This is a genomic window from Nakamurella lactea DSM 19367 (assembly GCF_000426645.1).
GTDB classification, from domain to species: domain Bacteria; phylum Actinomycetota; class Actinomycetes; order Mycobacteriales; family Nakamurellaceae; genus Nakamurella; species Nakamurella lactea.
On record NZ_AUFT01000017.1, the window covers coordinates 169163 to 184955 of the forward strand.

The 15793-nt window shown below is 68.4% G+C and carries 10 protein-coding genes and 1 riboswitch; of the genes, 7 read left to right on the plus strand and 3 right to left on the minus strand.

Going from position 1 to position 15793, the window contains the following annotated elements; all coding sequences use genetic code 11:
• Nucleotides 1-3: 3 nt before the first annotated feature.
• Entirely contained in the window at nucleotides 4-2076 is a 2073-nt protein-coding gene (locus K340_RS0116800; protein ID WP_029137563.1) for a beta-galactosidase, read from the minus strand.
• A gap of 124 nt (nucleotides 2077-2200) precedes the next feature.
• Between K340_RS0116800 and K340_RS0116805 the strand changes: the two genes are divergently transcribed.
• The 4 genes from K340_RS0116805 to metX all read left to right on the plus strand — a co-directional run bounded on the left by K340_RS0116805 (nucleotide 2201) and on the right by metX (nucleotide 6941).
• Complete coding sequence (locus tag K340_RS0116805; protein WP_051266623.1) at nucleotides 2201-3208, plus strand: sugar kinase; 1008 nt, start codon at nucleotides 2201-2203, stop codon at nucleotides 3206-3208.
• 143 nt (nucleotides 3209-3351) lie between these two features.
• Nucleotides 3352-3972 (plus strand): bifunctional 4-hydroxy-2-oxoglutarate aldolase/2-dehydro-3-deoxy-phosphogluconate aldolase, encoded by a 621-nt coding sequence (locus K340_RS0116810; protein WP_029137565.1) that lies wholly within the window; start codon nucleotides 3352-3354, stop codon nucleotides 3970-3972.
• Between the two features lie 92 nt (nucleotides 3973-4064).
• Nucleotides 4065-4180, plus strand: a riboswitch (SAM riboswitch).
• A gap of 263 nt (nucleotides 4181-4443) precedes the next feature.
• Complete coding sequence (locus K340_RS30885; RefSeq protein WP_037365199.1) at nucleotides 4444-5790, plus strand: bifunctional o-acetylhomoserine/o-acetylserine sulfhydrylase; 1347 nt, start codon at nucleotides 4444-4446, stop codon at nucleotides 5788-5790.
• 62 nt (nucleotides 5791-5852) lie between these two features.
• Complete coding sequence (metX, locus tag K340_RS0116820; protein ID WP_037365201.1) at nucleotides 5853-6941, plus strand: homoserine O-acetyltransferase MetX; 1089 nt, start codon at nucleotides 5853-5855, stop codon at nucleotides 6939-6941.
• Nucleotides 6942-6964: 23 nt separating this feature from the next.
• On the opposite strand, the gene K340_RS30890 is transcribed toward metX, so the two are convergent.
• Complete coding sequence (locus K340_RS30890) at nucleotides 6965-10912, minus strand: beta-galactosidase (RefSeq protein ID WP_154674315.1); 3948 nt, start codon at nucleotides 10910-10912, stop codon at nucleotides 6965-6967.
• Between the two features lie 253 nt (nucleotides 10913-11165).
• Between K340_RS30890 and K340_RS0116830 the strand changes: the two genes are divergently transcribed.
• From K340_RS0116830 to K340_RS0116840, 3 genes are read left to right on the plus strand one after another with little or no spacing between them, the layout of a single operon-like run.
• Entirely contained in the window at nucleotides 11166-12005 is an 840-nt protein-coding gene (locus tag K340_RS0116830; protein WP_051266625.1) for a hypothetical protein, read from the plus strand.
• Nucleotides 12005-13921 carry a fumarate reductase/succinate dehydrogenase flavoprotein subunit gene (locus tag K340_RS0116835; protein WP_037365203.1) on the plus strand — a complete coding sequence of 639 codons (1917 nt, stop codon included), beginning with the start codon at nucleotides 12005-12007 and terminating at the stop codon, nucleotides 13919-13921. Before K340_RS0116830 ends, K340_RS0116835 begins: the two co-directional genes overlap by 1 nt.
• 19 nt (nucleotides 13922-13940) lie before the next feature.
• On the plus strand, nucleotides 13941-14693 hold the full coding sequence (locus K340_RS0116840) for a succinate dehydrogenase/fumarate reductase iron-sulfur subunit (RefSeq protein ID WP_029137569.1): 753 nt from the start codon (nucleotides 13941-13943) through the stop codon (nucleotides 14691-14693).
• A gap of 787 nt (nucleotides 14694-15480) precedes the next feature.
• Here the strand turns inward: K340_RS0116840 and K340_RS0116845 are convergent.
• On the minus strand, nucleotides 15481-15793 hold a 313-nt coding region (locus tag K340_RS0116845), incomplete at its 5' end, for an IS3 family transposase (RefSeq protein ID WP_037365281.1).

Genomic DNA, 15793 nt, shown 5'->3' on the forward strand with positions numbered 1-15793 from the left:
TGGTCAGTTGGGCATGGGCAGCATCGCCACGCCGTATCCGTTGAGCCGCACCGTGTCCGTCGGGCCGGAGGCGTCGGTGAGCAGATCCGACATCGGCTCCGGCAGCGCCACGGCGACCGGCTCCGAGGTGTGGTTGATGACGAATAACAACGCGTCGGCGCCGTCCCCGCGGCGGACCGCCTCGACGCCGTCGGGGAGCCAGGACAGCAGCGGCCGCACCCCGGCGTCGGTGCGTGCGGCGTCCAGCACGGCTCGGGTGCCCGCCGGGTCCAGTCGGCACGACAGGTAATAGACGGTGCCGTTGCCGACCCTGTTGCGCAGCACTGCGGGGCCGCCGGCCAGGCCACCGTCGACGTAGCGGCCGATCACCTCGGCACCGCGGAGCACCAGGTCCTCGCTGAACACCTCCGCGGCGTACCCGCCGGCGGCCGCGGCGGGGTCCGCGGCAGTGCTGGTCCGGGCGCCGTCAGCGCCGTTGTTGTTGTCTGGCAAACCGTCCAGGCTGACCCGTACCTGCTCGCCGGGCTGCAGCGGCCACCATTCCTGTACCGTCGCACCGACCAGGTCCCGGAGCGGGCCAGGGGCGCCGCCGGGGTGGATCCGGTCCCGCTCGTCGGCCACCCCGGAGAAGTAACTGAGCACCAGGGTTCCGCCGGCGGCGACCCAGTCCGCCAGGTTGTCCGCGGACCGCTGGGTGATCAGATACAGGCTGGGCGCGATGAGTAGCCGGAACCGCGACAGGTCGCCGCCGGGGTGCACGGCATCGGTCGGCACCGCACTGGCGCCGAGAGCCGTGTGCCAGTCCAGCATCTGGTCCCGCAGCTTCAGGTCGCCGGTCGGGTGCGAGTCCAGTTCGCCGGCCCACCAGCTGTCCCAGTCCAACAGAAGTGCTGTGTCACACCGGGTTCGCAAACCGGTGGGCTCTTGATGTGCGGCCAACTCGCTTCCCAGGGCGGTGATCTCGCGGAACACCCGGCTGTCCGGGCCGGTGTGCCCGACCATCGCGGAGTGGAACTTCTCGGCGCCGCCGGGGGAGGCGCGCCATTGGAAGAACATCACCGAATCCGAGCCGTGTGCCACCGCCTGCCAGCTGCTCGTCCGCATCTTTCCGGCCGGCTTCGGCGCATTCCGCGTCCGCCAGTTGACCGCGCTGGGCGCCTGCTCCATCAGCAGCCACGGCCGGTCCGGACGCAGGCTGCGGACGATGTCGTAGTCCATCGCGGCGATCCGGAACGAGCTCGGGTCGGCCGGATCCGGATAGTTGTCGAACGAGACCACGTCCAGGTCCGGCGCCCACTTCCACAGATCCAGCGAAGGCGTCACTGCGGCGAAGTTGGTGGTGAGCGGGACGTTCGGCGTGACTCGTCGCAGGATGTCGACCTCCACCCGCATCAGGTCCTGCAGTTCGTCGCTGGAGAATCTGGCGAAGTCCAGTTGCTGCGCGTTGTTCGGGAAGGTCGGTGCGACCCGGGGCGGCAGGATCTCGGCGAAGTCGGAGTAGCCCTGCGACCAGAACGTGGTGGTCCAGGCCCGGTTCAGCTCCTGGATGCTGCCGTACCGGCGCTGCAGCCAGGTCCGGAACGCGGCCGCCGACACGTCGCACCAGCAACCCTTGAGGTGGCAGCCGTACTCGTTGTGCAGGTGCCAGAGCTGCACGGCGGGGTGATCGCCCAACTCGGCGGCCAGTGCTTCGACCAGCGAGCCGACGGCATCGCGGAACACCGGGCAGGACGGGCAGTATTGCTGCCGCGCTCCCGGTGACAGGGTGACCCCGTCGATCCGCTGCGGCAGCATCTCCGGATGGCGGTGGCTCAGCCAGGGCGGCGGCGATGCCGTCATGGTGGCCAGGCAGACGCCGATCCCGCCGGCGTGCAGGCGATCCAGCACGGTGCGATAGAAGGAGAAGTCGAACGCGCCGGGCGTGGGTTCGGCGGTGGCCCAGCCGAAGATGCCCACCGACACCAGGTTGACCCCGGCCTGTCGCATCAGCTCGACGTCTTCGTCGAGCTTCTCGACCGGCCAGTGTTCGGGGTTGTAGTCGCCGCCGTATCTGACCGACCGGAAGTCCAGTGCCACGAAGCGTCCTTCCAGGTTGATCCGGCGTCGCGCCGCGGGACAGGCTATCCGGGCCCGGGTGCCGGCCGCACCGCGGGTAGCGACAATCGCTAGGCTCGACCCCCCGACCAGTTCAGGAGCCAAGGTGACGACTGTGCCTGACCTGCCCGCCGCTGCCGAGGGCGCTACGCCCGCCGGGCCGGATCTACTGACCCTCGGCGAGGTGATGCGGGTATTCGTCGCCGAGCCCGGCGACGCGGTCGCCAGGGCCGAACGGTTCCGTTCGTCCATCGGCGGTGCCGAGGGCAACGTGGCGATCGCGGTGGCCCGACTCGGATTGCGCGCCTCGTGGGTGGGCAACGTCGGCACCGACGACGCCGGCAGTTATGTGCTGCGGCGGCTACGCGCCGAGGGGGTGGACGTCGACGGGGTCGGGGTGGTGGACGGTTTCACCGGGATGCTCATCCGCAACTCCTCCGCCGACGGGGCAATCTCGGTGAGCTACCACCGGGCGGGATCCGCCGGGTCACGGCTGGATGCCGACCTGGTCCGGCGCGCCTGGGCACAGGGGGTACCGCGGGCGGCACACGTCAGTGGAATCACCGGGCTGCTGTCGGGCAGCTCGCTGGATGCGGTCCGGGAGCTGATGACCTTGGCCGACGATGCCGGGGTGCCGGTGAGCTTCGACGTGAACCTGCGCACCCGGCTGGCCCCGCTGGATGCCTGGCGGACGGTGATCCCGGAGCTCGCCGGGCGCGCCGACCTGGTGTTCGCCGGGGAGGCGGAGCTGGCGCTTGTGGAGCAGGGTGAGCCGCTCGCGGTGGCCCGTGGCCTGTGCGAGCGGCGGGCAAAGGCGGTGGTACTGAAGAACTCCGACCACACCTGCACGGTGGTGACGGCAGACGGTGTACTGACCCAGCCGCCGCTGGCCCGCCGGGTGGTCGACCCGGTCGGTGCCGGGGATGGGCTGGTGGCCGGGTACCTGACCGGCTTCCTCGCCGGGGACGGGCCGGCCGAGTGCCTGCGGCAGGGAGCCGCAGTGGCCGCGTTCGCGGTCGGCGGCTGGTCGGACACCGAGGACTACCCGACGCCGGCCGAGCTGGCCGGCTTCCTGGCATCGCTGGACGGCGGCGTCGAGCAGGTGTTGCGCTGACGGTTGCCCGAAGTTCGATCGCCTGGGGACCCTCGCTCCCACCGGCCCGCCGCCGGGGTGCGGGTGAGGCGCCGCCTAGTCTTGGCAAAGGGTTCTGGGAAGGTTCTCGGGACCGAACTCGTCCGCCGGCGAAGGGAATCAGCGTGTTCGGGTGGCACATCATGGAGCAGGCGACCCGACAGCGGGTGATCGGCATCGTGCGGACCGCCGACGCGGCATCGGCGGTCGCGGCCACCGAGACCTTGCTCCGCGCCGGCCTGGAGTCGGTCGAGGTGACGCTGACGAATCCCGCGGCACTGGAGGCGATCGCAAACCTGCGCGGCGCGCACCCGGATGCGTTGATCGGCGCCGGCAGCGTGCTGGACGGCCCGTCAGCGGTGGCAGCGGTGCGGGCCGGTGCGCGGTTCCTGGTCTCGCCGACGCTGTCCGTCGAGACGATCAGGGCGGCGGCCAGGTACGGCGTGCCGACGGTGGTCGGCACCGCGACCCCGACCGAGATGCTGACCGCGCTGGAGGCCGGCGCCGCCGCGGTGAAACTGTTCCCGGCGTCCAACTACACCCCGCGTTGGATCAGCGATGTGCGGGCGGCGCTGCCGCAGCTGCCGATCGTGCCCACCGGCGGGGTGACCCCGGAGAACGCCCGCGAGTGGCTGGATGCCGGCGCGGTCGCCGTCGGCCTGGGATCGGCGCTCACCAAGGGTGACCCGGAGCAGGCCGAGCAGCGGCTCCGGACCCTGCTCGCCGACCTGGCCCCTGGCGCCTGACCCGATCCCGAATGCCGGTCAATCATTCCAAATCATGAGATAGTTAGGCCGATCGTGGCGTGCCGACGGACTGCCCGCTACACTCAGCACCAGGTCATGAGTTCCAGCATCGAGCCCCGGCTTGCTGGGCGGCAACCCTCCACTCGCGGTGGGGTGCTCCGGGTGAAGACCAGGCTGATCGTCAACCGGCGATCGGCAAGCGCGGGCCCGTCATGACGATCCCGCCGAACCCGGCGCGGGTTCGGCAACCCGGAATGACAGTGTGGCCCGGAAGAACGCCCCAAGGAGGAGCGCTCAATGAGCCGCCGAATGTGTTGCTGTCGCAGCTGAATCGTCATCCCCGTTGGTCAGTCACGAACTGACGCACCCAGCCGATACCGACCGTCCTGACCACCCACCGGCCGTGAGCCGGTCGGTACCCGAACCGTCCCCGCCACCGCGGACACCGTCCGCGTACCCAAGGAGTCATCCATGACCTGGTCCTTCGAGACCCGCCAGATCCACGCCGGGCAGAGCCCGGACAGTCAGACCGGCGCCCGCGCGCTGCCGATCTACCAGACCACCTCGTTCGTCTTCGAGAACTCCGATCAGGCAGCCGCTCGGTTCGGCCTGGCCGAGTTCGGCCCGATCTACACCCGGCTGAACAACCCGACGACCGAAGTGGTGGAGAACCGGATCGCCGACCTGGAAGGCGGTGTCGGCGCCCTGCTGGTGAGCTCGGGTCAGTCCGCCGAGACGATCGCGCTACTGAACCTGGCCGAGGCCGGCGACCACATCGTCAGCTCGCCGAGCCTGTACGGCGGCACCTACAACCTGCTGCACTACACGTTCCCGAAGCTCGGCATCACCGTCGACTTCGTGGAGGACCCGGACGACCCGGAGTCGTGGCGGGCGGCGGCCAAGCCGAACACCAAGGCGTTCTTCGGCGAGACCATCTCCAACCCGAAGCAGGACGTGCTCGACATCGAAGCCGTTGCCGCCGTTGCGCATTCGCTCGGAGTTCCGCTGGTGGTGGACAACACCATCGCCACCCCGTACCTGATCCAGCCGATCAAGCACGGCGCCGACATCGTCGTCCACTCGGCGACCAAGTACCTGGGCGGGCACGGCACCGCGATCGGCGGGGTGATCGTCGACAGCGGTAACTTCGACTTCGCGGCCGACCCGGAGAAGTTTCCGAACTACAACACGCCGGATCCCAGCTATCACGGCCTGGTCTACGCCCGCGACCTCGGCGTCGGCTCGCCGCTCGGGGCGAACCTGGCGTTCATCCTCAAGGCCAGGGTGCAGCTGCTGCGCGACCTCGGATCGGCCATCTCGCCGTTCAACGCCTTCCTCATCTCGCAGGGTCTTGAGACCCTGTCGCTGCGGGTCGAGCGGCACGTGCAGAACGCAAAGGCGGTGGCGCAGTGGCTGTCCGAGCGGCCCGAGGTACTCAGCGTTGCCTACGCCGGGCTCGAGTCCAGCCCGTGGCACGCGCTGGCCCAGAAGTACGCACCGGCCGGTGCCGGCGCGGTGCTCGCCTTCGAGATCGACGGCGGCCTGGAGGCCGGTAAGAAGTTCGTCGACTCGCTGGACCTGCATTCGCACGTGGCCAACATCGGTGACGTCCGCTCGCTGGTGATCCACCCGGCATCCACCACGCACTCCCAGCTGACCCCGGAGGAACAGGCCGCCACCGGCGTGACCCCCGGCCTGGTCCGGCTGTCCGTCGGCATCGAGCACATCGACGACATCCTGGCCGACCTGGAAGCCGGCTTCACCGCCGCCAAGGCCGATGCCGCCGCGTCCGACACCGCGACGGGTGCATCGGCTTGACTCTCGCGCCGCACCGCCGTGGGACCGGATCAGCCGGTCCCACGGCGGCCGCGCGCCCGAAGGTGCCGGCCACCCGAGGCGGCCGGCAGTACGCCGACGTCGGTGACCTGCGCACGGACGCGGGCGTCGTGATCCCGAATGTCACCCTGGCGTACGAGACCTGGGGAACGCTGAATGCGCGGCGGGACAACGCCGTCCTGGTCCTGCACGCGCTGACCGGCGACGCCCACGTTGTCGGGCCGGCCGGACCCGGCCAGTCCACCCCCGGATGGTGGGACGGGCTGATCGGCAACGGTGCGCCGTTGGATCCCGACCGGCATTTCGTGATCGCCGCGAACGTGCTCGGCGGCTGCCAGGGCAGCACCGGGCCGTCGTCGACGGCACCCGACGGGCTGCCCTACGGCTCCCGCTTCCCCCGGCTGACGCCCCGCGACCAGGTGGCCGCCGAGGTCGCCCTGGCCGACCGATTGGACATCCGCTCGTTCGTCGCGGTGATCGGCGGGTCGATGGGCGGGATGCGCGCTCTTGAGTGGGGCGTCATGCAGCCCGACCGGGTCCGCAACGTGGTGGCGATCGCCACCTGCGCCGCCTACTCCGGTGATCAGATCGCCTGGAGCGCACCGCAACTGACGGCGATCCGGAGCGATCCGCGGTATCGCGGCGGCGACTACTACGTCGAAGCCGGGGGTGACGGACCACCACTGGCCGGGATGGCCGTCGCCCGGCAGATCGCCCACATCACCTACCGGTCCGCGGCGGAACTGGACGAGCGGTTCGGCCGCGACGAACAGGCCGGCGAGGCCGTCGCGTCCGGCGGCCGGTTCGCGGTGCAGTCCTACCTCGACCATCACGGCGACAAGCTGGCCGCCCGGTTCGACCCCAACTCGTACCTGGTGCTGACCGAGTCGATGAACCTGCACGACATCGGCCGGGGCCGCGGCGGAGTGGATGCCGCGCTGGCGTCGATCCGCGCCGAGCTGACGGTGGCCGTCGTCGACTCCGACCGGCTCTTCCCGCCGGCCCAGGGTGCGCTGATCGCGACCGCGCCGACGGCCCGGCCGTTGCGCACCCTGCACTCGGCGCACGGGCACGACGGCTTCCTGATCGAGGCCGAGCAGATCGCCGACGTCGTGCGGTCCGCGGTCCGCTGACGATTCCGGGGTGGCTCGACCGGCTACCTGGTGCAGACGATCCTGGCATCGCCCCAGTCGGCGTTGTCGTGGCCGACGCCGTCGCCGGCGTCCCCGACCTGCAGCACGAGCGTCTGCAGGCCGGTCAGATCAGCGGTCAGCTGCTGTGCCGGTTGTCCACCCCGCATCACCGGAGTCGACGCCAGCGTGGTTCCGTCGCCGACGACGGCAAAGGTCACCGAGCCCTTGGAGCCGGCCGAATCATCCAGGCCGACGTCGCCGGCGAACGACGTGCACTTCCCGGCCAGATCCAGGGTGACGGTGCTGACGGCGTTCGTCCCCAGGCCCTTGCTGTAGCCGACTCCGTTGATCGACAGCGGCTGGCCGTCACCTTCGCCGGTACCGCCGACGTTCTGGTCCCGTTCCACCGGTCCGTAACCATTGGTCGAGCCGCTCCATTCGAGGTCGCTGACGAACAGCTCACCGAACGGCCGGACGCTGACCGTGGTGGAGGCGCCGGTCGTCGAACTGTGGCCATCCAGCCGGTACCCGGCCAGTACGGTGATCGGGAACTTGCCGGCAGCAATGTCCTCCGGCACCGTCACGGTCCAGCTGACCGCGGCGGAAGCGCCCGGTGCCAGGGTGGCCGGTGCGCTGCTCACCGGTGTGGCTGTCCAACCGTCCGGCAGGTCGACCGAGGCGTTGACGGCGGACACCGGACGCGGTGACTGATTGCGGATCGCACTGTCGACGGTGACGGTGTCGCCGCCGGCCACCGTCCCGTCCTGCTCGAGGCGCACCGGGTCGACCGCGACATTCGACACCCTCGCCGGGACACCCCAGGTGTGCGCATTCCAACTCGGCGCCCGGTTCTGCCGGACGTCGACACCGCCGCGTACCGTGCCCAGATCGACCAGGGCGACCGATTCCAGTCCGTTGCCGACGCCGCCGGCGCTGGTCACCTCGATGGCCAACGTGTTGCGCCCGTTGGGGTCCAGGATGCCGTTCGGCACGACGAACGTGTGCTGCGGCCCGACATTCGCGATGTACTGGCCGATGTTCCAGCCGTTGACGTAGATCAATGCTCGATAGTCGCCGGTCGACCGCGGCGTCGTCGGATCACCGATCGTGATGCCGAGCGACGCGTCATCGACTGCGGGCGTGTGCAGCTGGAAACTGGTGCGGTACCACGTAGTTCCCGGCGTCGCGGCCGCAGCGGGTAGGTCAGCCTCGGCCCAGGATCCGTCCGGATAGCCCGGCAGGAACCAGCCCGCCCGATCGCCGTAGCTGCCGCTGGCGTTCATGGCGCCGCGGACCGGATCGGCGAGATCCTGGCCGCCACGGTTGCCCTGGATACGCCAGCTCGCGGTGGGCTGCACGATCGCTCCGGTCGCGTCGGCCATGGTCATCGAGATCAGCCCGCGGCCCTCCTTGTAGGCGTCGTTCACCCCGCCGTCCTCGTTGTGACCGTCGTTGCGGACCATCACCGACAGCTGGTGCTGCCCGTCGGTACGCAGTCCGTTCGGCACCGCGAAGGTGACGGTGCCGCTGGTCGGCGGTGACGAAACCCCGGTACCCAGAACGTCTTGCCCCAGGTAGACGCCGTCCAGCCAGGCCTGCAGCATCCCAGCGCCGCCGCCGCCATACCGCAGCGTGATGGAGGTGGCCGCAGCTGTCGCCGTGTAGCGACCGCGGTACCACACATCACCGCTGTGGAAGCCGTAGTCGTCGGCGGTCAACACCGGTTGGCCCGCAGCCGGTTTGGTGGTGCTTGCAGTGGTGGTCCGGTCGGCCGGCTGCCACTGCGAATCGTCGAATCCCGGTGCGGATTCGGGCGATCCGGGTGCGGAGCGCCAGGTGGCAGCGGTCAGGTCCGGCAGCGCGATCGGTGCGGCCCCGGGTAGCAGCTGGTCGGCGACCAGGCTCCCGTCCGCTGCTCGGTGAACAGCGACCCTGGTGCCGTTCCAGGTGACGCGGTCGACGCCAGGCGGAGCCCACACCTGCAGCTCCGCGGCGGTCGAGGTGTCTCCGGTCAGCGCGAGCGTCTGGCGTGCGATCGTCGCGGAACGAACCAGTTCCGGTCCACGCTCCAGCACGGTGCCGGCCGGGGTGGTCTGTTGCCAGAAGGTGCCGGCGGTATGTTCGTCGGCCAGCAACAGGGTGAGCGGAGTCCGACCGCCGCCGGTGATCCGCACCTGCGCCAGGCTGTCGTGTACGTAGTTCAACCGCAGGTCGCCGGTCGCCGCGTCGTAACTGCTGGCAACCGTGCCGGAGAGCACCTGGACGTTCGGTTCCTGCGAGTAACGCAGGACAGTCTCGCCGTCATCGCCGGGCGGCGCGTAGAGCAGCGCGAGCTGGGAGGCGCCCTGGCGCAGGTGGGTCATGATCTGCGAGGTGGAGTAGACCAGGTGCGGTCCGCTCGCGCCGTCGAGGTCGTAGTCGGCGACCAGAATCTTCGAGGTCTGGCCGTCGATCCGCAGCGAACCCTGCTGCGGCACGGTGTATGTCCCGTCAGCGGTGGCGATCGGGAACGTGAAGCTTTCGTCGGTGGTGGCGCTCGACGGGTTGTGCATGGCGATGTAGAAGTGGGTGCCGGTGTCGGGATTCACGTCGTCGTACACCTTGATCGCCGGGCTGCTCGGGGTGACCATCGCCGCCTTGTCGATCTTAGTGATCGGATTGACCGACTGGACGAACAGCCCGAGCTGCTTCATCGTCGTGACCTTCGGACGCAGCTGACGGGCCTCGTCGATACCGGCGCCGTAGTCGTAGGAACTGAAGACGACAGGTGCCGGCTGCCAACCCCACGAGGTGCCGCCGAAGCCCATGTAGATGTTCTGGATACTGATCCGGTTGGCGATGTTGGTGCCGTAGAAGACCCGCTCGTATCCGGGGCCCTCGCGCTCTGCCGTGCACTGGTAGGTGCCGTTGCTGCCCCAGTAGTCGAACCAGCCGCCGCCGAATTCGGCGGCGAACCCGGGGGTGTCCGGCGAGGCGGTCGACCCGCCGTTGGCACCCCCGCTGCCCCAGATGCCCCAGTCCGGCGCGGTCGCCGGGCTACCGGTGGTGCCGTCGGTGCGGCAGGCGCCGCCTGGGTAGCCGTCGAAGGCGTAGAGGTCGGTCGGGCCCTCGACCGTGCCGGGTACGTCGGACCCCGTCGGCACCCAGATCCCGTTGCGGCCCTTGTCGTTGTGGAAGATCGGCACCGTGATGTCGTCGCTGCGGACCTTGTCGTACAGGTGCTGCATGTAGTCGCGCTGCGAGCTGCCGGTGGCGGCGAGTTCGTTCTCGATCTGGTACAGGATCACCGACCCTTGGCCCTTGGTGTACTGATGCCGGGCGATGATCCGGTCGACCGCCGTCAGCCACTGGTCCGCGGCGGCGACATAGCTCGCATCATTGCTGCGGCCCTTGCCGTCCACCGTCGACAGCCATCCCGGAAAGCCGCCGCCGCTGACTTCGGCATTGATGTACGGGCCGGGCCGGGCGATCACGTAAAGCCCGGTCTCCTCGGCGATGTCGAGCAGCCGGTCGATGTCGCGGACGCCGGAGAAGTCGTAGACCCCGGGCTTGGGCGAGTGGTAGGCCCAGTCGAAGTAGAGCGACACCGCGTTGTAGCCCTCGGCCTTCATCTTCTGCAGGACGTCACGCCACAGATCCGGGCTGGGCAACCGGAAGTAGTGGAACTCACCGGACCAGATGTAGGTGGGCTTGCCGTCCAGCTGCAACGAGTACTTGTCGAAGGTGACCGTGTGGGTGCGGCTGGTCGAATTCGGGGCAAGCCCGCCGGCCGGGGCGGCGACCACAGCGGCCGGGGCGACGGCGGAGACCGGCTGGGCCGCCGGTGCGGCCTGCGCGGGGGTGACCAGCGCCGCGCCGATCAGGGCGGCGCCGGCCATCGCGGTACCGACCGACCAGCGGCGCCTGCCGAACCGTCGGCGGGCGTCCGGGTGGGGGTTGCTGCGGGCGGGAGTGAACCGAACAGAAGGCATGGGTGAGCTCCAGTTGGGAAGTACGCCGTCGGACCTGTAGCCGCAATGCGGCCCCTCGCCCGGAACTGAACCGGAGCTTCGCGCAAATGTCAACCATTCCGATCAAAACCGCACATCTGCGGGGATGGGCGCGACCGTCGGCCGAGTGACCGCAGTGACAGGAGTCACTCCGGTCGAGTCGAGTGACGCGCGCTACAGTGACCCCGTTGTCAGGCCAACGATGGTCGGGACAACCGCAGGTGAGGAGTCGAGGATGAGCCGCAGTGGCCTCGAGCAGGCTTCAACCGGATCGGTGCCAGGGGGAGTCGGGTCGCCCGCCCGGGCGCGGATCGCGGATCGGACCCTGCGGACCGACCGATGGTGGGTCCAACCGGCCCTCACCTTCACCCTGCTGGTCATCTGGCTGTTGTACGCGCTGGTCAGGACGGTTTCCCAGCGCGCCTACTTCGTCGAGCAGTACCACTACCTCTCGCCGTTCTCCTCGCCCTGTCTGACGAGTTCGTGCGCGCCCGCCGCCCGGGACTTCGGTACCTGGTTCGGCGACTTCCCGCCGTTCGTGCCGTTCGGACTGCTCGTGCTGCCGTTCCTGCTGGGCTTCCGGCTGACCTGTTACTACTACCGCAAGGCGTACTACCGGTCGTTCTGGCTGTCGCCGCCGGCCTGCGCCGTCGCCGAACCGCACAGCAAGTACTCCGGGGAGACCCGCTTCCCGCTGATCATGCAGAACATCCACCGGTACTTCTTCTACGCCGCGGTGATCGTGTCGCTGATCAATACCTATGACGTGATCAGGGCTTTCCGCGGCGCGGACGGCGGATTCGGGATCGGCCTCGGCACGATCATCATGCTGGTCAACGTGGTGCTGCTGTGGACCTATACAGCGTCGTGCCACTCGTGCCGGCACCTGATGGGCGGCCGGCTCAAGCACTTCTCGGCCCATCCGGTGCGCTACCGCGCCTGGACCTTCATTTCGAAACTGAACACCAAACACATGCAGCTGGCCTGGACGACGCTGGGCACGCTGATGCTGACCGACGCCTACATCGCGCTGGTCGCGTCCGGGGCCCTGAGTGACTGGAGGCTGATCAACTGATGGCTGCCGAGGTGGAGCACTTCGACTACGACGTGGTGATCATCGGGGCGGGCGGCGCCGGTCTGCGTGCGGCGATCGCCGCCCGCGAATCGGGCCTGCGTACCGCGATCATCTGCAAATCCTTGTTCGGCAAGGCGCACACAGTGATGGCCGAGGGTGGAATCGCGGCCAGCATGGGCAATGTCAACAGCCACGACAACTGGCAGGTGCACTTCGGCGACACCATGCGGGGCGGGAAGTTCCTGAACTCCTGGCGGATGGCCGAGCTGCATGCCAAGGAGGCGCCCGACCGGGTCTGGGAGCTGGAGACCTACGGCGCGTTGTTCGACCGCACCCCGGAAGGCAAGATCAGCCAGCGCAACTTCGGTGGTCACGAGTACCCCCGGCTTGCTCACGTCGGCGACCGCACCGGTCTCGAGCTGATCCGGACGATGCAGCAGAAGATCGTCTCGCTGCAACAGGACGACGAGAAGGAGTCGGGCGACCCCGAGGCCAGGCTGAAGGTGTTCGCCGAATGCACCATCACCGAGCTGCTGACCGCCGAGGGCGGCGCGATCGCCGGGGCCTTCGGCTACTGGCGCGAGACCGGCCGCTTCATCCGCTTCAACGCGCCGGCGATCGTGCTGGCCACCGGTGGCATCGGCAAGTCGTTCAAGGTCACCTCGAACTCGTGGGAATACACCGGTGACGGGCACGCCCTGGCGCTGCGCGCCGGCTCGACGCTGATCAACATGGAGTTCGTCCAGTTCCACCCGACCGGAATGGTCTGGCCGCCGTCGGTCAAGGGCATCCTGGTGACGGAGTCGGTTCGCGGCGACGGCGGGGTGCTGAAGAACGCCGAGGGCAAGCGGTTCATGTTCGACTACGTGCCGGACGTCTTCCGTGGCCAGTACGCCGAGACCGAGGAGGAGGGCGACCGCTGGTACACCGACCCGGACAACAACAAGCGTCCGCCGGAACTGCTGCCCCGTGACGAGGTGGCCAGGGCGATCAACTCCGAGGTCAAGGCTGGTCGGGGATCGCCGCACGGCGGAGTCTTCCTGGACATCGCCTCCCGTCGCTCCGCTGCCGAGATCATGAAGCGGCTGCCGTCGATGCACCACCAGTTCAAGGAGCTCGCCGACGTCGACATCACGGCCGAGCCGATGGAGGTCGGCCCGACCTGCCACTACGTCATGGGCGGCGTCGAGGTCGACCCGGACACCGCTGCGGCCACCGGGGTGCCGGGACTGTTCGCGGCCGGTGAGGTCTCCGGCGGGATGCACGGCTCCAACCGGCTCGGCGGGAACTCGCTGTCGGACCTACTGGTGTTCGGCGCCAGGGCCGGGATCGGCGCGGCCGAGTACGTCAAGGGCCTCGGTGACGAACGGCCGACGGTCGACTCCTCGGTGATCGATGCCGCCGCGGCCGTCGCGCTGGCTCCATTCGAGGAGGAGGGCGGTGAGAACCCGTACACGCTGCACCAGGAGATGCAGCAGACGATGAACGACCTGGTCGGCATCATCCGCAAGGCCGAGGAGATCGAGCAGGCGCTGGTCAAGCTCGAGGAGCTCAAGGCCAGGGCGGTGCATCTGACGATCGAGGGTCATCGCCAGTTCAACCCCGGCTGGCACCTGGCGCTCGACCTGCGCAACATGCTGGCGGTCAGCGAGTGCGTTGCCAGGGCTGCGTTGCTGCGCCAGGAGAGCCGCGGCGGCCACACCCGTGACGACTACCCCGAGATGGATCCGAACTGGCGGCGCAAGAACCTGGTCTGTTCGCTGGAAGGCAGCGGACCTTCGGCGCACGTCAAGGTCGTCGAGCAGCCGATGGTCCCGATGCGCGAGGACCTGCTCGCCCTGTTCAAGCGCGACGAGCTGAAGAAGTACCTGACCGACGACGAGCTGGCGCAGCTGCCGGAACGGAGCGAATCATGAGCAAGCTTGCGGGTGAGTCATGAGTTACGACGCGCACTTCCGGGTGTGGCGGGGTGACGCCGAAGGCGGCGAACTCGTCGACTACACCGTCGAGGTCAACGACGGTGAGGTCGTGCTCGACATCATCCACCGGCTGCAGGCCACCCAGAGCGGCGACCTGGCCGTCCGCTGGAACTGCAAGGCCGGCAAGTGCGGCTCCTGTAGCGCCGAGATCAACGGGATGCCCAAACTCTTGTGCATGACCCGGATGTCGACCTTCACCGAGGACGAGACGGTCACCGTCACCCCGATGCGGGCGTTCCCGGTGATCAAGGACCTGGTCACCGACGTGTCCTTCAACTACGCGAAGGCCCGACAGATCCCGGCCTTCGCCCCGCCGGACCTGGCACCCGGCGAGTACCGGATGCAGCAGGTCGACGTCGAGCGCTCGCAGGAGTTCCGCAAGTGCATCGAATGCTTCCTCTGTCAGGACACCTGCCACGTGGTGCGCGATCACGAGGACAACAAGGAGTCCTTCGCCGGGCCGCGGTTCTTCATCCGGGCGGCCGAGCTCGACATGCATCCGCTGGACACCCGTACCGACCGGGCCAACTTCGCCCGCGACGACCAGGGCATCGGGATGTGCAACATCACCAAGTGCTGCACAGAGGTCTGCCCCGAGCACATCAAGATCACCGACAACGCGATCATCCCGATGAAGGAACGCGTCGTCGACCGCAAGTACGACCCGCTGGTCTGGCTCGGGTCCAAGATCCGACGTCGGACCGGTTAGCGATCGCGTGCCGCCCGTCGCTGGGAGACCCGGACCTGCGAGGCCGGAGCCTTTCCAAGACATCCGGATGCGATCGACACAAGGACGGTCATGCCTGGGTTGACGACACCGCTGTCGGGCGTTGCGTAGTTGCTGACGGTGGCAGGCCTCCCGGCGGACCCGGGAGTCCCAGCCTGTAGCCGTCGCCGGACCAGAGGAATAGGTGTCGGGTACCGATTGGGTAACGATCCGCCGATTGGTACATGCACTATTGCCAGGCTGGTGCAATGTGCAGCGATGGTCAAGCATCCGCGCTTACGTCCAGCCCTGCAGGAAAAGCGATGTTGGGCGAGTGTGCTCGTCGCAGTGCTCGTGTGCTCGTCGCAGTGCTCGCAGTCGTAGTCACACCGGTGATGCGTCCGCTACCAGCCATGGCGAACAACTTTGGCGGCTGCACAACGCTCTCGCAGCCATGTTACGTACCCACAGCAAACGTGCGGTTGTCATACACGCTAGGTCCGAGAATGCGAGCGGCGGCCGAGGCTACACGCACGCAGAGTTACAACACACCACCGACCTCAACGTGTCGTTGGACTCCACAGGTTCCAATTACACTGTTCGCCTGTTCATCGACGATACACTTCCTAGCCCTACGGTCGGCAGATATAACTGTCGATCGGGTCACCTCACCCCTTATGGCATCTGCAATATCGGTGACGTCCGATTCAAGGGGACGGCGATATCTACTTGGACTGATGACCACCTAAAGCAACTCGCGGGTTTGCCCAGGGTCTGGTTGACCGGTTCGTCAGGCCGCGGGTGCGGCTCTGTTGATTGTCTCAAACTCGATCGGGGTCAGCTTCCCGAGGCGGCGTTGCCGGCGTTTGCGGTGGTAGGTCCGCTCGATCCAGGTCACGATCGCCAGGCGCAGCTCCTGGCGGGTGCGCCACCGCTGGCGGTCCAGGACGTTGCGCTGCAGTAGCGCGAAGAAGCTCTCCATGGCCGAGTTGTCGGCACATGCCCCCACCCTGCCCATCGAGCCGAGCAGGCCGTTGTTGGCCAGGGTCCGGACGTATTTCTTGGATCGGAACTGCGATCCGCGGTCGGAGTGGACCACGCAC